This is a genomic window from Agrococcus beijingensis, from assembly GCF_030758955.1.
Lineage (GTDB): Bacteria > Actinomycetota > Actinomycetes > Actinomycetales > Microbacteriaceae > Agrococcus > Agrococcus beijingensis.
Genome location: NZ_CP132360.1, coordinates 1661309 through 1678600, shown reverse-complemented (window position 1 = coordinate 1678600; position 17292 = coordinate 1661309). Strand labels below are relative to the sequence as shown.

16 protein-coding genes, 1 tRNA gene and 1 other RNA gene are annotated in these 17292 nt (G+C 72.8%); 9 read left to right on the top strand and 9 right to left on the bottom strand.

Annotated features, from left to right (window positions below; all coding sequences use genetic code 11):
- The first annotated feature begins 76 nt into the window (after positions 1–76).
- Positions 77–535 carry a peroxiredoxin gene (locus tag Q9250_RS08080; protein ID WP_306231355.1) on the top strand — a complete coding sequence of 153 codons (459 nt, stop codon included), beginning with the start codon at positions 77–79 and terminating at the stop codon, positions 533–535.
- Between the two features lie 12 nt (positions 536–547).
- On the opposite strand, the gene Q9250_RS08075 is transcribed toward Q9250_RS08080, so the two are convergent.
- Positions 548–623, bottom strand: a tRNA-Val gene (locus Q9250_RS08075).
- Positions 624–711: 88 nt separating this feature from the next.
- Between Q9250_RS08075 and Q9250_RS08070 the strand changes: the two genes are divergently transcribed.
- The 4 genes from Q9250_RS08070 to rnpB all read left to right on the top strand — a co-directional run bounded on the left by Q9250_RS08070 (position 712) and on the right by rnpB (position 3819).
- A complete protein-coding gene (locus Q9250_RS08070) occupies positions 712–1548 on the top strand; it encodes a Nif3-like dinuclear metal center hexameric protein (RefSeq protein ID WP_306231354.1) in 837 nt (278 codons plus the stop codon).
- Entirely contained in the window at positions 1539–2279 is a 741-nt protein-coding gene (locus Q9250_RS08065) for a zinc ribbon domain-containing protein (RefSeq protein ID WP_306231353.1), read from the top strand. Before Q9250_RS08070 ends, Q9250_RS08065 begins: the two co-directional genes overlap by 10 nt.
- A 35-nt stretch (positions 2280–2314) precedes the next feature.
- Complete coding sequence (locus tag Q9250_RS08060) at positions 2315–3424, top strand: hypothetical protein (protein ID WP_306231352.1); 1110 nt, start codon at positions 2315–2317, stop codon at positions 3422–3424.
- Between the two features lie 29 nt (positions 3425–3453).
- Positions 3454–3819: RNase P RNA component class A (gene rnpB, locus Q9250_RS08055), an RNA gene on the top strand.
- A gap of 57 nt (positions 3820–3876) precedes the next feature.
- Here rnpB and Q9250_RS08050 read toward each other — a convergent pair.
- From Q9250_RS08050 to map, 5 genes are all read right to left on the bottom strand, one after another.
- Complete coding sequence (locus tag Q9250_RS08050) at positions 3877–5877, bottom strand: PTS fructose transporter subunit IIABC (protein ID WP_306231351.1); 2001 nt, start codon at positions 5875–5877, stop codon at positions 3877–3879.
- Entirely contained in the window at positions 5877–6851 is a 975-nt protein-coding gene (locus tag Q9250_RS08045; protein ID WP_306231350.1) for a 1-phosphofructokinase family hexose kinase, read from the bottom strand. The genes Q9250_RS08050 and Q9250_RS08045 overlap by 1 nt, the downstream gene beginning before the upstream one ends.
- Entirely contained in the window at positions 6848–7645 is a 798-nt protein-coding gene (locus Q9250_RS08040) for a DeoR/GlpR family DNA-binding transcription regulator (protein ID WP_306231349.1), read from the bottom strand. Before Q9250_RS08040 ends, Q9250_RS08045 begins: the two co-directional genes overlap by 4 nt.
- Positions 7646–7759: 114 nt before the next feature.
- Entirely contained in the window at positions 7760–8515 is a 756-nt protein-coding gene (ppgK, locus tag Q9250_RS08035; RefSeq protein WP_306231348.1) for a polyphosphate--glucose phosphotransferase, read from the bottom strand.
- A 35-nt stretch (positions 8516–8550) separates the two neighbouring features.
- Positions 8551–9420, bottom strand: a complete 870-nt coding sequence (gene map, locus Q9250_RS08030; protein WP_306231347.1) for a type I methionyl aminopeptidase — start codon at positions 9418–9420, stop codon at positions 8551–8553.
- Between the two features lie 62 nt (positions 9421–9482).
- Between map and Q9250_RS08025 the strand changes: the two genes are divergently transcribed.
- Positions 9483–9731 carry an SPOR domain-containing protein gene (locus Q9250_RS08025; RefSeq protein ID WP_306231346.1) on the top strand — a complete coding sequence of 83 codons (249 nt, stop codon included), beginning with the start codon at positions 9483–9485 and terminating at the stop codon, positions 9729–9731.
- Position 9732: 1 nt separating this feature from the next.
- Here Q9250_RS08025 and Q9250_RS08020 read toward each other — a convergent pair whose 3' ends face one another.
- Both Q9250_RS08020 and panB read right to left on the bottom strand, forming a co-directional pair.
- Positions 9733–10242: a DUF1697 domain-containing protein gene (locus Q9250_RS08020; RefSeq protein WP_306231345.1), complete on the bottom strand. Its 510-nt coding sequence runs from the start codon at positions 10240–10242 to the stop codon at positions 9733–9735.
- A 4-nt stretch (positions 10243–10246) separates the two neighbouring features.
- Entirely contained in the window at positions 10247–11107 is an 861-nt protein-coding gene (gene panB, locus Q9250_RS08015; RefSeq protein WP_306231344.1) for a 3-methyl-2-oxobutanoate hydroxymethyltransferase, read from the bottom strand.
- 65 nt (positions 11108–11172) lie between these two features.
- Between panB and glnA (Q9250_RS08010) the strand changes: the two genes are divergently transcribed.
- The 3 genes from glnA (Q9250_RS08010) to Q9250_RS08000 all read left to right on the top strand — a co-directional run bounded on the left by glnA (Q9250_RS08010) (position 11173) and on the right by Q9250_RS08000 (position 15734).
- Positions 11173–12504 (top strand): type I glutamate--ammonia ligase, encoded by a 1332-nt coding sequence (glnA, locus tag Q9250_RS08010; protein WP_306231343.1) that lies wholly within the window; start codon positions 11173–11175, stop codon positions 12502–12504.
- Between the two features lie 3 nt (positions 12505–12507).
- Positions 12508–15447 carry a bifunctional [glutamine synthetase] adenylyltransferase/[glutamine synthetase]-adenylyl-L-tyrosine phosphorylase gene (locus Q9250_RS08005; protein ID WP_306231342.1) on the top strand — a complete coding sequence of 980 codons (2940 nt, stop codon included), beginning with the start codon at positions 12508–12510 and terminating at the stop codon, positions 15445–15447.
- A gap of 83 nt (positions 15448–15530) precedes the next feature.
- The gene (locus Q9250_RS08000; protein WP_306231341.1) at positions 15531–15734 is read left to right on the top strand and encodes a zinc-ribbon domain-containing protein; all 204 of its coding nucleotides are present in this window, start codon (positions 15531–15533) and stop codon (positions 15732–15734) included.
- Between the two features lie 108 nt (positions 15735–15842).
- On the opposite strand, the gene glnA (Q9250_RS07995) is transcribed toward Q9250_RS08000, so the two are convergent.
- A complete protein-coding gene (glnA, locus tag Q9250_RS07995; RefSeq protein WP_306231340.1) occupies positions 15843–17267 on the bottom strand; it encodes a type I glutamate--ammonia ligase in 1425 nt (474 codons plus the stop codon).
- Between the last annotated feature and the right edge of the window lie 25 nt (positions 17268–17292).

Below are 17292 nucleotides of genomic sequence, written 5' to 3'. Positions count from 1 at the left end.
GTGCCCCGACCGCGTCGGCGGCGGTCGTCTGCCAGCATGGGAGAGCGGATGTCCGCACGAGGCTCAGGAGGATCCGATGGCACTGCAGATCGGCGATGACGCACCCGACTTCACGCTCGTCGACCACACCGGCGAGGCGGTCACGCTCTCCGAGCTGCGCGGCCGGCCGGTCGTGCTGGTGTTCTACCCGGCGGCGTTCACCGGCCGCTGCACGGGCGAGCTGTGCTCGATCCGCGACGAGCTGAGCGACTTCGAGGGCGCCGACGCCGAGGTGCTCGCGATCTCGGTCGACACCGCGGCCTCGCTCGGCGTCTTCGCCGCCCAGGAGGGCCTGACCTTTCGCCTGCTGAGCGACTTCTGGCCCCACGGCGCGGTGGCGCAGGCCTACGACGCGTTCCTGCCCGAGCGCGGCGTCGCGACGCGCGCCACCTACGTGATCGACCGGGAGGGACGCATCGCCGACCACTTCCGCGTCGCGACCTCGGAGTCGCGCGATCTCGCCGCGTACCGCGCCGCGCTGGCGAAGGTCGCCTGAGCGAGACGCTCGTGGTGGGCGGTGCCGGGCTCGAACCGGCGACCCCTTCGGTGTAAACGAAGTGCGCTACCAGCTGCGCCAACCGCCCCGACGCCGTCGAGGCGTCGGCACCATCCTGGCATCGGCGGGCCCGGTGCCGCGACGCCGCGCGACGTCGGCTCCCTAGGATGGAGCGCATGACGACCGTCGGAGAGGTGCAGCGCGCTGTCGAGGCGCTCTGGCCCGCGGCGACCGCCGAGGAGTGGGATGCGGTCGGCCTGATCGCGGGCGACCCGGTCGACGAGGTGCGGCGCGTGCTGCTCGCCGTCGACGCCGTCGAGGCGACGGCGGCCGAAGCCGTCGATCGCTCTGCCGACCTGCTGCTCGTGCACCACCCGCTGCTGCTGCGCGGCGCGACGAGCGTCGCCGCGACCACGCCCGCCGGCCGCGTCATCACTCGCCTGGTGCGCGAGCGCATCGCCCTGCTCGCGGCGCACACGAATGCGGATGCGGTCGATCGCGGCACGAGCGGAGCCCTCGCCTCGCTGCTGGGCCTCACCGGAGTGCAGCCGCTCGTCGTCAACCGCGTCGACCCCGCGAAGGGGCTGGGCCGGGTCGGCGAGCTGCCCGAGCCGGTCGCGCTCGCCGAGCTCGTGCGCACGCTGGCCGGTCTGCTGCCCGCGGTGGCGGGCGGCCTGCGCGCCGCCGGCGACCCGCAGCGCTCGGTGCGCCGCATCGCGATCTGCGGCGGCGCCGGCGACTCGCTGCTGCGCGAGCCCGCGGTGGCGGCCGCCGACGTCTACATCACCAGCGATCTGCGGCACCATCCCGCGTCCGACGCGCGCGAGCGCCACGCGGCCCGCGAGGGCCCCGCGCTCGTCGACGTGTCGCACTGGGCGAGCGAGTCGCTGTGGCTGCAGCCCGCCGCCGAGCAGCTGCGCCTCGCGCTGCCCGGCGTCGAGGTGCTGGTGAGCGAGATCAGGACTGACCCATGGGACTTCGCGGTCCCCCAGGAGGAGCACACATGGCACTGAAGGCGACCAACGGCGACCAGCGACGGCTGCTCGTCCTGCAGGAGGCCGACACCCGCGTCGTCCGCCTCACCGCGAAGCTCAAGTCGCTGCCGCAGGTCAAGCGCATCGCCGAGCTCGACGCGCAGCTGGCGCTGCTCGACCGCGCGGTGCTCGAGCGCCTCGGCGCCAACGACGACGCGGCCGCCGAGGTGGCGCGCATCGAGAGCGACGTGAAGGTCGTCGAGGCACGGCTCGCGAAGGACCGCGAGCGGCTGCAGTCGACGAACGACGCCAAGACCGCGACCGCCACCGAGCACGAGATCGTCACGCTCGAGCGCCGCCGCGGCGAGCTCGAGGACCTCGAGCTCGAGGCGATGCAGGCGCAGGAGGATGCCGCCGCCGCGCTCGAAGCCGCGCGCGCCGAGGCGCAGGCGGCGCGCGACGAGCGCGATCGGCTCGAGGCGGAGCGCGCAGCCGAGGCCGCCGGCCTCGAGCAGGAGCTCGCCGACGCCCGCGCGGTGCGCGACGACCGGGCCGCGCCCGTGCCCGCCGACCTGCTGGCGCTCTACGAGAAGCAGCGCGCTCGCTACGGCATCGGCGCGACGCTGCTGCAGCACCGCACCTCCACCGCGTCGGGCGTCGAGCTGACGGCCGCCGAGCTGCATCAGATCCGGCAGGCGCCCGAGGACGAGGTCATCATCGACCCCAACTCGTCGGCGATCCTCGTGCGCACGGAGGAGAGCGGCATCTAGTGCCGGCCCGCGGCACCGCGCCGTAGCATGCGGTCATGGGCGAGCGGCAGCCACAGGTGATCGAGGTCGTCGCCGAGGCGCACTTCGAGGAGTTCCTGCGCCTCGGCCGCGACACCCACGGCGGCCTCGCCGTGCCGCTGCCGGAGCGGGTCGTCCGCGGCTGGTACCGCGGCTGGCACGCGCATCCGCACCCGGTCACGCTGCTGCTGGCGCTCGACGGCGATCGCGCCGTGGGCCGGGCGATCGTGCACCGCGACGACCGGCTCGATGCCCGACTGGGCACCCGCCTGCTGGTGTTCGGCGCACTCAGCGCGCCCGACGCATCCGTCGTCGACGCCCTGTTCGACGCGATCGAGGAGCGCGCGCGGGAGGCCGGCGCGCACGAGCTGTTCGGCCCCGCGCAGCTGCTGCCCAACCAGTCGGGCGGGGTGATCACCTCGGGCTTCGACCAGCGGGGGTTCCTCGACGCCGCCTGGAACCCACCCTGGGTGCCCGAGGCGCTCGAGGCCCGCGGCATGCGGCGCTGGAACGAGGCCGACACCTGGATCGTCGACGTCGTCGACCAGGACGGACCGACGACGGCGGAGCTGGATGCGGCCGGGATCCGCATCGAGGAGGTGACGCGGGCGGCGCTCGGGCGGGGCATGCGCGCGCTGCTGCCGCTGCTGAACGACTCCTTCGCGCTGCTGCCGACGTTCACGCCCTACACGAAGGCCGAGCTGCGCGCGCAGACCCAGGGGCTCTGGCTGATGCACGAGGAGGGGCTCTTCCTCATCGCCCGCGACGAGGAAGAGCGGCCGCTCGCGTTCGTGCTCGCGGTGGTCGACGCGTCGCGGGTGCTGCAGCGCTCCGGCGGGCGCATGGGTCCGCGCGAGCTCTGGTCGCTGGTGCGCGAGCGCGGGGCCCTGCGCCGCGAGGCGGTGCTCGTCATCCAGGGGGCGCGTCACGACGCGCAGGGCAAGGGCATCGTGACGCTGCTGAGCCGTCGGCTGCACGCCAACCTGGCCGAGCTCGGCTGCACCACGCTGCGGTCGACGCTGGTCGGGCGCCTGAACCCGGGCTCGGCGCGCCAGTTCACGCGCTTCGGCGGCCGGCCGCTGCACGCGACCGCCTACTACCGCAAGCCCCTGCCGCTCGGCGCGTGAGCACAGCGCGGTATCCTGGAGGCAGCGAATCGGTCGGCCAGGCGGTCGCGTCGCGGTGTCCTCGGATGCCGTGCCGAGGAACGTCCGGGCTCCGCAGAGCAGGGCGGTGGATAACGTCCACCCGGGGCAACCCGCGAGAAAGTGCAACAGAGAGCAGGTCCACCGGACCGGGCCGCGAGGCTCGGGCCGGCCAGGAGTGAAACGGTGGGGCAAGAGCCCACCAGCGTCGCGTGCGAGCGCGGCGGCTAGGCAAACCTCGCCCGGAGCAAGACCAGACAGCGGATCACGGGGCTGCTCGTCCCATCCGCGGGTAGGTCGCTAGAGGGCTGCAGCAATGCATCCCGTAGAGAGATGGCCGTCCACGACAGAACCCGGCGTATCGGCCGGCCGATTCGCCCACACACGCAGAAGCTCCCCGAGGCCGCGAGGCCTCGGGGAGCTGCGCGGATGCGTCAGGCGGTCACGAGCGTCGGCTCTGCCGCGACCTCCGCGGCCGGGCGTCGACGCGCCCAGCGCTTGAGCGCCACGACCGCGAGCCCCGTGATGATGGTGCCGACGACGATCGCCACGACGAACATGCCGATGCTGCCGATGGCGAAGAAGACGAAGATGCCGCCGTGGGGCGCCTGGCTCGTGACGCCTGCGGCCATCGAGATCGCCCCGGTGGTGGCGGCGCCGAGGATCGATGCGGGGATGACGCGGAGCGGGTCGGCGGCCGCGAAGGGGATCGCGCCCTCCGAGATGAACGATGCGCCGAGGAGCCACGCGGCCTTGCCGTTCTCCTGCTCCGCCTTCGTGAACAGCTTCCGGTCGAGCACCGTCGCGAGCGCCATGCCGAGCGGCGGCACCATGCCGGCCGCCATGACGGCCGCCATGATCATCCACGGCGCCGGGTTCTCCGGGGTGCCCTCCGACAGGCCGGCGACCGCGAAGGCGTAGGCGACCTTGTTCACCGGGCCGCCGAGGTCGAAGGCCATCATGGTGCCGAGCAGCAGGCCGAGCAGGATCGCCGCCGTGCCGCTGAGCCCGCTGAGGAAGCCGGTGAGCGCGTTCGAGATCGCCGCGATCGGCCCGCCGAGCAGCACGACCATCAGCCCCGAGGCGAAGATCGATGCGAGCAGCGGGATGATCACGACGGGCATGAGGCCGCGCATCCACGACGGCACCCGCCAGGTGCCGATCCACCACGCGGCGAGGCCGGCGAGCAGACCGCCGACGATGCCGCCGAGGAAGCCGGCGCCCATGAGCCCGGAGACGGCGCCGGCGACGAAGCCGGGCGCGATGCCGGGCCGGTCGGCGATGCCGTAGGCGATGTACCCGGCGAGCGCCGGCACGAGGAAGCCCATCGACGCCTGGCCGATCGCGAACGCGACGCAGCCGAGGTAGTAGAGCAGGCCGCCGTCGGGCAGGTTCCAGAGCGACGAGCCGAGGGCGACCTGCTGCGCCGTCGAGAGCGAGGTGCCCTCGACGACGAAGGCGATCTCGAAGCCGCCCAGCAGGAAGCCGAGCGCGAGCAGCAGACCGCCGCCGGCGACGAAGGGGATCATGTAGCTGACGCCGGTCAGCAGCGCGCGCTTGACGGTGCCGCCCAGCGAGCCGCTCGGCTGCGCCGGGGCGGCCTCGCTCGAGGCGCTGCCCGCCACGCGCGGGCCCTTCGGGTCGTCGGCGTGGCCGAGCGCCTCCTGGATGAGCGCGTCAGGGGCGTCGATGCCGCGCTTCACCGGCACCTGCACGAAGGGCTTGCCGGCGAAGCGGCCGCGATCGCGCACGTCGACGTCGACGGCGAAGACCACGGCGTCCGCCGCCGCGATCACCGCCGGATCGAGGCGCTTCGTGCCGCTCGAGCCCTGCGTCTCGACGTCGATGCGCACGCCCGCGCGCTCGGCCGCGGCCTTGAGCGCATCCGCCGCCATGTAGGTGTGCGCGATGCCGGTCGGGCAGGCGGTGACGGCGACGATGCTGCGGGCGCCCTCGGCGACCGGGGCGGCGTCGGCCTCGTCGCGGTCGGCGACGACGCCCTCGACGAGCGCGACCACCTCTGCGGGGCTCGAGGCGGCGCGGAGCGCGTCGGTGAACTGCTCGTCGATCAGCGAGCCGGCGAGCCTCGAGAGCACTGCCAGGTGGGTCTCGGCCGCGCCGTCGGGCGCCATGATCATGAAGACCAGGTCGGCGGGGCCGTCGGGAGCGCCGAAGTCGACCGGCGGGTCGAGGCGCGCGAAGGCCAGGCTGGGCTCGCGCACCGCCGCCGACTTGCAGTGCGGGATCGCGATGCCGGCGCCCATGCCGGTGGGCGTGAGCGACTCGCGCTCGAGCACGGCTGCGGCGAGGCCGTCGCCGTCGACCACCCGGTCGGTGCCGGCCGCGCGGGCGGCGAGCGCCCGGATGACGGCCTCCTTGTCGGCGCCGAGATCGGCGTCGAGCACGACCAGGTCGGGGGTGAGGATCTGGGGCATCATCGCTCCTGTGCTTCGGCGGCGGCTGCCGCGGGGTCGAGGGGTGCGACGTCGACGCGGGTCGCGTCGGCGTCGGAGAGTCGGGGGAAGCCGGTGCCCGGCATCGAGGCGGCGGCGGAGCCGTGCGCGACGGCCTGGCGCAGGCGACCGGCGGCGTCGTCACCGCGGGCGTGGGCGATCAGCCAGCCCGCGAGGCTGGCGTCGCCCGCGCCCACGGTCGAGCGCACCTCGGTCGGCGGCGCGAGCGCGCGCAGGGTGCCGTCACCGTCGGCGAGGATGGCGCCGTCGCCGCCGAGCGTCAGCAGCACCGCGGCGACGCCGTAGCGCACCAGTGCCCGCGCGGCGTCGGCTGCGGCGTCCTCGCCATCGATGGTGCCGCCGGGCAGGCCGAGCAGCTCCTCGAGCTCCTCGTCGTTGGGCTTCGCGAGATCGATGCGGCCGTGGGCGACCGCCGCGGCGAGGGGAGCGCCAGAGCTGTCGATCGCGATCCTGACGGCGGGATTGGCCTCGCGGGCGACGCGCACGGCGTCGACGATGATCTCGGGGCGCGCGCCGACGGGCAGCGAGCCCGCGATCACGAGCCAGTCGGCCGCGCGGGCGTGCTCGCGCACCGCGTCGAGCATCGCCGCGACGGCCCGGTCGCTCAGCGGCGCGCCGGGCTCGTTCACCTTGGTGGTGGTGCCGTCGGGCTCGGTGAGGGCGAGGTTCGTGCGCACCGGCGCATCGACGGGCACGCAGACCGCGTCGACGCCGTCGCCGGCGAGCAGCCGCGCGAAGGGGTCGTCCGGGCGGCTCATCACGATCGCCCGCGCGTCCACGCCCGCCGCAGCGAGCACGCGCGCCACGTTGACGCCCTTGCCCGCAGCCACCTCGACGGCCGGCGCCGCGGTCCGCTGCACCGCGCTGCGCTGCAGCGGCGCAGTGAGCTCGACGGTGCGGTCGATCGAGGGGTTGAGGGTCAGCGTCACGATCATGCGGACACCACCTCGCAGCCTGCCTGCGCCAGCGCTTCGGCGAGGCCGGCGTCGGGGGCCGCGTCGGTGAGCAGGATGTCGATCTGGTCGAGCCCGGCGAACCGGCAGAGCGAGGTCTCGCCGAGCTTCGAGGAGTCCGCGAGCAGCGCCACGCGCCGGCCCGCCGCCACGATCGCGGCCTTCACGGCGGCCTCGTCGGGGTCGGGCGTGCTGGCGCCCGCGCTGTCGAGGCCGTTGGTGCCCAGCACCACGACGTCGGGCCGCAGCGCGGCTATCGCCAGCACGGTCTGCGCGCCGACCGCGGCGCCGGTCACGGCGCGGATGCGGCCGCCGATCACGTGCGTCTCGATCGACGGGTGGGCGGCGAGCACCTGCGCGATGGCGGGGGCGTGCGTCGCCACGACGAGGCGCGGGGCGTCGGTGCGCGGCCAGGTCGCGACGAGCTCGGCGGCCAGCGCCGCGGTCGTCGTGCCGGCGTCGAGCAGCAGGCTCGTCGCGCCGGAGGCGAGCAGCCGGTCGCAGGCGAGCCGGGCGATGCGGCGCTTGCCCTCGGCGTTGGCGTCGGCGCGCTCGGCGACGGCCGTCTCGATGAGGCTCGAGCGACCCGCGCTGACGGCGCCGCCGTGCACGCGACGGGCCACGCCGGCGCGCTCGAGCGCGTCGAGGTCGCGGCGGGCGGTCTCGGGCGTGATGCTCAGCTCGCGGGCGATCTCCGCGACGAGCACGCGGCCCTGCGAACGCAGTCGTGCGGCGATCTCATCGTGGCGCTGGGTGGCGAGCATCGGTGCTTCCATGCGGCCAAGGTAGCAGGCAAGCGCAGAGAAACACAAACAAACACAGACAAACGCAGACCGGTGCGCGCGCCAAGGCGACCGACGCCCGACCGGCCCGTCAGCTCGGGCCGCAGGTCAGACGCCGCGAGCGAGCGCCGCGGCGCCGATGATGCCGGCGTTGTTGCGCAGCTTCGCCGGCACGATCGGGGTCGCCAGCTGCAGCAGCGGCAGGAACTTCTCCGACGACTTCGAGACGCCGCCGCCGACCACGAGCAGGTCGGGCGAGAAGAGGAACTCGAGGTGGCTGTAGTAGCGCTGCAGCCGCTCGGCCCACGCCTCCCAGCTCAGCTCCTCGCGCTCGCGCGCCCGGTTCGACGCGCGGGTCTCGGCGTCGTGGCCGTCGAGCTCGAGGTGGCCGAGCTCGGCGTTCGGGATGAGCACGCCGTTGTAGATGAGCGCGCCGCCGATGCCCGTGCCGAGCGTCGTCATGATCACGAGACCCGACGCATCCTTGGCCGCTCCGTAGTGGTCCTCGGCGAAGCCCGCGGCGTCGGCGTCGTTCACGAAGTGGATGTCGCGACCCAGGGCCTGCTCGAACAGCGCTTCGGCGGCCAGCCCGATCCACGCCTTCGAGACGTTCGCGGCGCTCATCGTGCGACCGTGGCGCACGATCGCGGGGAAGGTCACGCCGATCGGCGTGTGCTGGTCGATGTCGAGCCTGCCGACGAGCTCGACCACCGCATCGCGGATCGCGTCCGGCTCACCGCCCTCCGGCGTCGGCACCTTCACACGATCGCTGAGCAGCTCGCCGCTCCTGACGTCGACGAGGGCCGCCTTGACGCCCGTGCCGCCGATGTCGACGCCGACTGCTGTGTCCTTTGACTTCGCCACGGCGTCGATCCTGCCACGGAACCGTGGCGATCCGGTCAGGCCGAGGGGAGGGTGAGGATCTCGGCGCCGTGCTCGCGCACCACGATGGTGTGCTCGAACTGCGCGGTGATGGAGCGATCGCGGGTCACGACGGTCCAGCCGTCGTCCCAGCCCTCCCACTCGTGGGTGCCGAGCGTGAGCATCGGCTCGATCGTGAAGACCATGCCGGGCACGATCTCGGCGTCGTAGCGGTCGGTGTCGTAGTGGGGGATGATCAGGCCGGAGTGGAACGAGGTGCCCACGCCGTGGCCGGTGAAGTCGCGCACCACGCCGTAGCCGAAGCGCTTCGCGTACATCTCGATCGCGCGGCCGATCACGTTGACGCGCCGACCCGGCATCACCGTCCTGATCGCGCGGCGCAGCGACTCCTCGGTGCGCTCCACCAGGTCGGCGACCTCCTGGCGCGCCTCGCCCACGATGAACGTGCGGTTCGAGTCGCCGTGCACGCCGTCCTTGAAGGCGGTGATGTCGATGTTGACGATGTCACCGGGCTCGAGCACGGTGTCATCGGGGATCCCGTGGCAGATCACCTCGTTGACGCTCGAGCAGACCGACTTCCGGAACCCGCGGTAGCCGAGCGTCGACGGGTAGGCGCCGTGGCCGGTGACGAACTCGTGGCCGATCGCGTCGAGCTGGTCGGTGGTGACGCCGGGCTGCACGGCCGCACCGACCGCCATGATCGCGTCGGCGGCGATCGTGCCCGCCGCGCGGATCCGCTCGATCGTCTCGTCGTCGTAGACGTCGCCGCCGGTGTGCTTGGCGGGCGCGGGCCTGCCGACGTACTCGGGACGGGCGATGGATGCGTCCACGGGTCGATCGGGACCGATGCGGCCGGGGATCAGGTGACCTGCAGAGTCCTTCGGCATAGTGTCCATCCTAGGCAGACCGGCCCGCGCGTCCGGCCTGCGGAGGATCGAGGAGGCGCGTGATGACCGAGTACTGGTACAACCTCGAGACCGGTGTCGTCGAGGAGGGCATGGTCTCTCCCGGGTACGACCGCGCCGGTCCCTTCAGCTCCCGCGAGGAGGCGGCGCGGGCACCCGAGATCATCAAGGAGCGCTCGCGCGCCTGGGCGGCGGAGGATGCCGCGCAGGACGGCTGGCGTGGAGAGGACTCCGGCGGCGAGGGCTCCGAGGGCGGCGCCGAGGCGTCGGAGGACGACCCGGCGCAGCGCTGATTCAGGCGGCGGCGAGCACCTTGCGCAGCGTGCGCAGGTTGCGCGTCGTGACACGATCCTTCGCGGTGCGCTCGAGCGCCTTCGCGAACGGGCTGGTCAGCGTCGTGCCCTTCGGGTTCGACCAGTGGACGACGCCCCCGGCGGCCGCGATCGCCTCGTCGTCGCCCGGCTCGAGCGCTGCCAGCTCCTTCGCGACCCCGGCCTCCAGCTCGAAGACCACGTAGGGCGTGTGGTCGTCGTCCTCGCCGTGCGGGTATGCCTCGACCACCGTCGCGAGCGCATCGATCGCGATGCCCAGCACGCGGATCCGCCTGCCGTAGGCCTTGTCCAACGCGACCTCCGCGGTCTCGGCCGCGGCAGACGCATCCGTCGCCGTCACCACCGCGTTGCCGCTCGCGAGCACCGTCACGACGTCGTCGAGCCCCGCGTCGGTCAGCAGCGCCCGCAGGTCGGCGGAGCGCACCGTGACGCCGCCGACGTTGACGCCCCGCAGCAGCAGCGCGACGCGCATCGCGCTACTGGTACTCGTGCTCGGGCGCCGGGTAGGCGCCGCTCGAGACGTCGGCGCGGAACGCGACCGCGGCATCCTCGAGCGTCTGCGCCAGCTGCGCGTACTGCTTGACGAACTTCGGGATGCGACCGCTCGTCATGCCGGCCCAGTCGCTCCACACGAGCAGCTGGCCGTCGCAGTGCGGGCCCGCGCCGACCGAGAGCGTCGGGATCGAGAGCGCCTCGGTGACGCGCTTCGCCGAGTCGGAGGGCACCATCTCGAGCACGACCGCGAAGGCACCGGCCTGCTCGACCGCGCGGGCGTCGCGCAGCAGCTGCTCGGCTCCCGCATCGCCGCGCGCCTGGATCACGTGACCGCCCAGCCCGTGCTCCGACTGCGGGGTGTAGCCGATGTGCGCCATCACCGGGATGCCGGCCTCGACGATGCGGCGGATCTGCTCGGCGGAGCGCTCGCCGCCCTCGAGCTTCACCGCGTGCGCGCCCGTCTCCTTCATGAAGCGGATCGCGGTGTGCACCGCCTCGCGAGGGTTGGTCTCGTAGGAGCCGAACGGCAGGTCGGCGACCACCAGGGCGCGCTTCGCGGCGCGCGCGACGGCGCGGGTGAGGGGGATCAGCTCGTCGACGGTCACGGCCAGCGTGGTGTCGTAGCCGAAGACCGTGTTGCCCGCCGAGTCGCCGACCAGCAGGAAGTCGATGCCCGCGCGGTCGAACACCTGCGCCGAGAGGAAGTCGTAGCTCGTGAGCCCGACGATCTTCACCCCGTCGCGCTTCGCCTGCTGGAAGTGGCGGGTGCGCACCCGCTTCTGCCCGCCTGCGCCGCCTCCGTAGGGTGCCGCCTGCTCCTGAACGCCGTCGCTCTCTGCCATGCCCCGAGCCTAACCGCACGCCGGTCCACGCCCAGTAGCCTGGGGAGACCGACGAAGGGACCTTGATGGACAAGCAGCGGGACTTCGTGCTTCGCACGATCGAGGAGCGCGGCGTCAAGTTCGTGCGCCTGTGGTTCACGGATGTGCTGGGCACGCTGAAGTCGGTGGCCATCGCGCCCGCCGAGGTCGAGGGCGCCTTCACCGAGGGCCTCGGCATCGACGGCTCGTCGATCGAGGGGCTGTCGCGCTCGTCGGAGGCCGACGTCATCGCGCAGGCCGACCCGTCGACGTTCCAGATCCTGCCCTGGCGCGGTGAGATCGACCCGACCGCCCGCATGTTCTGCGACATCTCGACCCCCGACGGCCAGCCCGCGGCCGCCGACCCCCGGCACGTGCTGAAGCGCACGCTCGCGAAGGCCGCCGATCGCGGCTTCAGCTTCTACACGCACCCGGAGTGCGAGTTCTACCTGCTGAAGTCGGCCGATGTGCGCAACCCCGAGCCCGTCGACCGCGCCGGCTACTTCGACAACGTGCCCGGCGGCACCGCGCACGACTTCCGCCGCGCGAGCGTGCGCATGCTCGAGGACATCGGCATCTCGGTCGAGTTCTCGCACCACGAGGCCGGTCCCGGCCAGAACGAGATCGACCTGCGCTACGCAGACGCGCTCTCGACCGCCGACAACATCATGACCTTCCGCACGGTGGTGAAGGAGGTCGCCATCCAGGAGGGCGTCTACGCCACCTTCATGCCGAAGCCCTTCGCCGGTCAGCCGGGCAGCGGCATGCACACGCACATGTCGCTGTTCGAGGGCGAGCGCAACGCGTTCCACGACCCCGCCGGGCAGTACCGCCTGTCGAAGGTCGGCCGCCAGTTCATGGCCGGGCTGCTGCACCACGCGCCCGAGTTCACCGCCGTCACCAACCAGTTCGTGAACTCCTACAAGCGCATGTGGTCGGGCGATGAGGCGCCCAGCTACGTCAGCTGGGGCCACAACAACCGCTCCGCGCTCGTGCGCGTGCCGCTGTCGAAGCCGAACAAGGCGCAGTCGGCGCGGGTCGAGTACCGCGGCCTCGACTCGGCCGCGAACCCCTACCTGGCGTTCTCGGTGCTGCTGGCTGCGGGCCTGAAGGGCATCGAGGAGGGCTACGAGCTGCCCGAGGAGGCGACCGAGGACATCTGGTCGCTCTCGAACAAGGAGCGCAGGGCCCTCGGCTACAAGTCGCTGCCCGCCAGCCTCGACCGCGCGCTGAACGAGATGGAGGAGTCGGAGCTCGTCGCCGAGACCCTCGGCGAGCAGGTCTTCGAGTACTTCCTGCGCAACAAGCGCGAGGACTGGAAGCAGTACCGCGCGCAGGTCACCCAGGTCGAGCTCGAGTCGAACCTGCTCTCGCTCTAGCCGATGCGCATCCCGTCGCCTCGCACGCGGCTGGCCCAGCTGGGCTTCCGCGAGCCCAGCCGGGCCGAGGCGTGCCTGGTCGAGCTGCCGGATGCGCTGCACGGCATCGAGCAGCACGTGCTGCTCGCGACCGTCTCGAGCGCCGCCGATCCCGACACGGCGCTGCAGACGCTGGTGCGACTGGTGCGCGCCGGCATCGACCTCGCCGACGTGCTCACCGACGAGGATGCGCGCACCTCGCTCGTGCGGGTGCTGGGCGGATCGCTCGGCATCGGCGAGCACCTCGAACGGCATCCGGAGGATCTCGACGTCGCGGCGCGCCCCGGCGAGCCGCTGACCGCGGAGGCGTACGGCGCGAGCCTGCTCGAGGCCGTCGCCGCCGAGCCGGGCCCGCGCGGCGTGCTGGCGGCGGGCCTGCCGCGCGAGCGGGCTGTGACCGCGATGCGCGGCCGCTACCGGCGGCACCTGACCGAGCTGGTCGCCTGGGATCTGAGCCTCGTGGATGCCGCCGCCGAGGTCGACCGGGTCTCTGCGGCGCTGGCCGACCTGGCCGCCGCGGCGCTCGAGGCGGGCCTCGCGATCGCCCGCGCGGCGGCGCGCGAGCGCTTCGGCGTCGACGCCGACCGCGTGCGGCTGTCGGTGATCGGCATGGGCAAGACCGGTGCCCGCGAGCTCAACTACCTCAGCGACGTCGACGTCATCTGGGTGCACGACGGCGACGACCTCGACGACCAGCGGACGACCCAGATCGCCACGCTGCTCGCCCGCGAGACGACCGCGGCGTGCGCGGCGTTCCAGGCTGCGCCGCCGCTGTGGGAGGTGGATGCGAACCTGCGCCCCGAGGGCAAGGACGGCGCGCTCACCCGCACCCTCGCCTCCCACGTCGCCTACTACGACCGCTGGGCGAAGTCGTGGGAGTTCCAGGCGCTGCTGAAGGCCAGGGCCATCGCCGGCGATGCGGCCCTCGGCGCCGCGTACGAGGATGCCGTGCGGGCGAAGGTATGGGAGTCGTCGGGCCGCGAGGGCTTCGTCGAGTCGGTGCAGAAGATGCGCGAGCGCGTCACCGAGCACATCCCCGCAGAGGAGGCCCCGCGGCAGCTCAAGCTCGGCGCCGGCGGCCTGCGCGACATCGAGTTCACGGTGCAGCTGCTGCAGCTCGTGCACGGCGCCGACGACGAGTCGCTCCGGCAGCGCGGCACCCTCGAGGCCCTCGACGCGCTCGCCGCGCGCAGCATCATCGGCCGTGCCGAGCGCGACGAGTTCAGCGCCCACTACCGGTTCCTGCGGGTGCTGGAGCACCGCATCCAGTTCTGGCGCATGCGGCGCACCCACCTCATGCCCGTCGAGCCCGAAGAGCTGCGGCGCCTCGCCCGCACCGCCGGGCTGCCCGACGCCGACGCGCTCACCGAGCGCTGGCAGGCGGTCAAGCGCTCGGTGCGCACCCTGCACGAGCGGCTGTTCTACCGGCCGCTGCTGGGCGCCGTCGCCTCGCTCGGCCACGACGAGATGCAGCTGACCCCCGAGCACGCCGTGAAGCGGCTCCAGGCCTCGGGCTACGCCGACGCGAAGGGCGCGCTCGGCCACATCGCCGAGCTCACCGGCGGCGTCACGCGCCGCGCGCAGATCCAGCGGCTGCTGCTGCCGGTGCTGCTGGGCTGGTTCGCCGAGGGCGCCGACCCCGACATGGGGCTGCTGGCCTTCCGGCGCCTCAGCGATGCGCTGGGGGAGAGCCCCTGGTTCCTGCGCATGCTGCGCGACTCGCCCGTCGCCGCCCGCCGGCTCACGATGCTGCTGTCGTCGTCGCGGCTGATCGGCACGCTCATGGAGCGCATCCCGGAGTCGGCGTCCTGGCTCGACGGCGACGAGCAGCTGCGCCCGCGAACGGAGGAGGCGCTGCACGACGAGGCGACCGCGATCCTCGCCCGGCACGCCGGCGACGTCGACGCGGTGCGCCACTCGCTGCGCACGCTGCGCCGCCGCGAGCACCTGCGCGTGGCGATGGCGAGCGCGCTGCAGCGAGCCGACGAGTCGGTCGTGGGCGCGGCGCTGACCGCGATCGCCTCGGCGCTGGTCGACGCCGCGATCGCGCTGCACCGGCCCGACGGGCTCGAGCTCGCGACCATCACCATGGGCCGCACCGGCGGCCGCGAGATCGGCTTCGGCAGCGACATCGACGTCATGCACGTCGCGCGCGGCGGCGACGACCCGATCGCGGCCGGCACCGCCGTCATCCGCCAGATGCAGGAGACCCTCGCCGACCCCGCCCTGCCGTTCGAGATGGATGCGGGGCTGCGGCCCGAGGGACGCCAGGGGGCGCTCGTGCGCACCCTGGAGAGCTACCGTGCCTACTACGAGCGGTGGTCGGAGCCGTGGGAGGCGCAGGCGCTGCTGCGCGCCCGGTCGTTCGCGGGCGACGCGGCGCTGGCCGGCGAGCTGCTGGCGATCATCGACGAGCGCCGGTACCCGCAGGACTTCCCGGCCTCGTCGGTGCGAGAGGTGCGGCGCATCAAGGCGCGCGTCGAGTCGGAGCGGCTGCCGAAGAACGCCGACCGGCGGCGGCACCTGAAGCTCGGCGACGGGGCGCTGAGCGACGTCGAGTGGCTCGTGCAGCTGCTGCAGCTGCGGCACGCCGGCCGCGAGCCGTCGCTGCGCACGCCGTCGACGCTCGAGGCGCTGGCGGCGGCGTCGCGCGCCGACCTGCTCGGCGACCGCGACGCGGAGGTGCTGCGCGAGGCGTGGATCCTCGCCACCCGCATCCGCAACGCGCTCGCGCTCGCCCGCGCCCGCTCGATCGACCTGCTGCCCGTCGACCGCGACGAGCTCGAGGCGGTCGCGCGGCTCATGGGCATGCCCGCGCACTCCGCGCTCGCGCTCGAGGAGCGCTACCTCGCCGTCACGCGACGGTCGCGCCGCGTCTTCGACCGCGTGTTCTACGAGGAGTGACCGGCGCGCGCGAGCGACGCCGCGCATCCGCCGGCCTCCCTGCGCGGGGGCCGATCGTCAGCCTCGCGGCGTACCGTGACCGGATGCTCTTCATCTTCGGCCTCGGCACCAAGCAGCGCGACGAGGGCCCCGGCCAGACCCGCACCTGCCCGCGCTGCGGCAACACGACGGTGTGGGCGCGCATCCGGCAGCACCAGCAGTTCTCGCTCTTCTTCATCCCGCTCGCCCGCTGGCAGCGGCGCGACCTGGAGGTCTGCCCGATCTGCGGCGAAGCGGTCTCCGTCTGAACCCATCCGCGCAGAGCACTCGGGAAGCGCGGGCGCCCGGGCACGGCAGAGGGGCCGGATCCCCCCAAGGAATCCGGCCCCCGTCAGTGCGCCGAGGTCGGCAGTGCGTCAGACGCCGTAGTAGAGCTCGAACTCGTACGGGTGCGGGCGCTGCGCCATCGGCAGGATCTCGTGCTCGCGCTTGTAGGCGATCCAGGTGTCGATGAGGTCCTTGGTGAACACGTTGCCCTCGAGCAGGAACTCGTGGTCTGCCTCGAGCGCGAGCAGCGCCTCCTCGAGCGTGCCGGGCACCTGGGGGATGTCCTTGGCCTCCTCGGGCGGCAGCTCGTAGAGGTCCTTGTCGACGGGCTCGTGCGGCTCGATGCGGTTCTTGATGCCGTCGAGGCCGGCCATCATCTGCGCCGCGAAGGCGAGGTACGGGTTCGAGGCCGCGTCGGGGGCACGGAACTCGATGCGCTTGGCCTTGGGGTTCGAGCCCGTGATCGGGATGCGGATCGCTGCCGAGCGGTTGCCGGCCGAGTAGACCAGGTTGACCGGCGCCTCGAAGCCCTTCACCAGGCGGCGGAACGAGTTGATGGACGGGTTCGTGAACGCGATGACCGCGGGCGCGTGCTTCAGCAGGCCGCCGATGTACCAGCGGGCCAGGTCGGAGAGGTTGCCGTAGCCGTTCTCGTCGAAGAACAGCGGCTTGCCCTCGAGCCACAGCGACTGGTGCGTGTGCATGCCCGAGCCGTTGTCGCCGAACAGCGGCTTCGGCATGAACGTCGCCGTCTTGCCCCACTCCTCGGCGGTGTTCTTCACGATGTACTTGAAGGCGAGGATCTCGTCGGCCGCCTTGACCATCGTGTTGAAGCGGTAGTTGATCTCGGCCTGGCCACCCGTGCCCACCTCGTGGTGGCTGCGCTCGAGCTGGAGGCCGATGCCCTCGAGCTTCATGCAGATGTCGTCGCGCAGGTCGGCCTGCTTGTCGACGGGGGAGACGGGGAAGTAGCCGCCCTTGAAGGGGGTCTTGTTCGCGAGGTTGCCGCCCTCCTCGACGCGGCCGGTGTTCCAGGCGCCCTCCTCGGAGTCGACCGAGTAGAACGACTGGTTCTGCGTCACCGAGTAGCGCACGTCGTCGAAGATGTAGAACTCGGCCTCGGGCGCGAAGAACGCCGTGTCGGCGATGCCGGTCGACGCGAGGTACTGCTCGGCCTTGTGCGCCACCTGGCGCGGGTCGCGGTGGTAGATCTCGCCCGTGCGCGGGTTGTAGATGTCGAAGATCATCACGAGCGTCTTGTGGTCGCGGAACGGGTCGATGTACGCCGTCGTGACATCGGGGATGAGCTGCATGTCGGACTCGTGGATGTTCGCGAAGCCGCGGATCGAGGAGCCGTCGAAGAGCTGGCCGACGGTGAAGAACTCCTCGTCGACGGTCGAGGCGGGGATGTTGAAGTGCTGCTGCACGCCCGGCAGGTCGGTGAACCGGATGTCGAGGAAGCGCACCTCCTCGTCCTTGATGTACGAGAGGACCTCGGAGGAATCCTTGAACATGCTGCTCCTGACTTGCGTGTTGGGG

Bases quoted from the DNA above. Each gene is read 5' to 3' on its own strand.
- Q9250_RS08080 (WP_306231355.1), top strand. From the start codon at position 77: ATGGCACTGCAGATCGGCGATGACGCACCCGACTTCACGCTCGTCGAC.
- Q9250_RS08070 (WP_306231354.1), top strand. From the start codon at position 712: ATGACGACCGTCGGAGAGGTGCAGCGCGCTGTCGAGGCGCTCTGGCCC.
- Q9250_RS08065 (WP_306231353.1), top strand. From the start codon at position 1,539: ATGGCACTGAAGGCGACCAACGGCGACCAGCGACGGCTGCTCGTCCTG.
- Q9250_RS08060 (WP_306231352.1), top strand. From the start codon at position 2,315: ATGGGCGAGCGGCAGCCACAGGTGATCGAGGTCGTCGCCGAGGCGCAC.
- Q9250_RS08050 (WP_306231351.1), bottom strand. From the start codon at position 5,877: ATGCCCCAGATCCTCACCCCCGACCTGGTCGTGCTCGACGCCGATCTC.
- Q9250_RS08045 (WP_306231350.1), bottom strand. From the start codon at position 6,851: ATGATCGTGACGCTGACCCTCAACCCCTCGATCGACCGCACCGTCGAG.
- Q9250_RS08040 (WP_306231349.1), bottom strand. From the start codon at position 7,645: ATGGAAGCACCGATGCTCGCCACCCAGCGCCACGATGAGATCGCCGCA.
- map (WP_306231347.1), bottom strand. From the start codon at position 9,420: ATGCCGAAGGACTCTGCAGGTCACCTGATCCCCGGCCGCATCGGTCCC.
- Q9250_RS08025 (WP_306231346.1), top strand. From the start codon at position 9,483: ATGACCGAGTACTGGTACAACCTCGAGACCGGTGTCGTCGAGGAGGGC.
- Q9250_RS08020 (WP_306231345.1), bottom strand. From the start codon at position 10,242: ATGCGCGTCGCGCTGCTGCTGCGGGGCGTCAACGTCGGCGGCGTCACG.
- panB (WP_306231344.1), bottom strand. From the start codon at position 11,107: ATGGCAGAGAGCGACGGCGTTCAGGAGCAGGCGGCACCCTACGGAGGC.
- glnA (WP_306231343.1), top strand. From the start codon at position 11,173: ATGGACAAGCAGCGGGACTTCGTGCTTCGCACGATCGAGGAGCGCGGC.
- Q9250_RS08005 (WP_306231342.1), top strand. From the start codon at position 12,508: ATGCGCATCCCGTCGCCTCGCACGCGGCTGGCCCAGCTGGGCTTCCGC.
- Q9250_RS08000 (WP_306231341.1), top strand. From the start codon at position 15,531: ATGCTCTTCATCTTCGGCCTCGGCACCAAGCAGCGCGACGAGGGCCCC.
- glnA (WP_306231340.1), bottom strand. From the start codon at position 17,267: ATGTTCAAGGATTCCTCCGAGGTCCTCTCGTACATCAAGGACGAGGAG.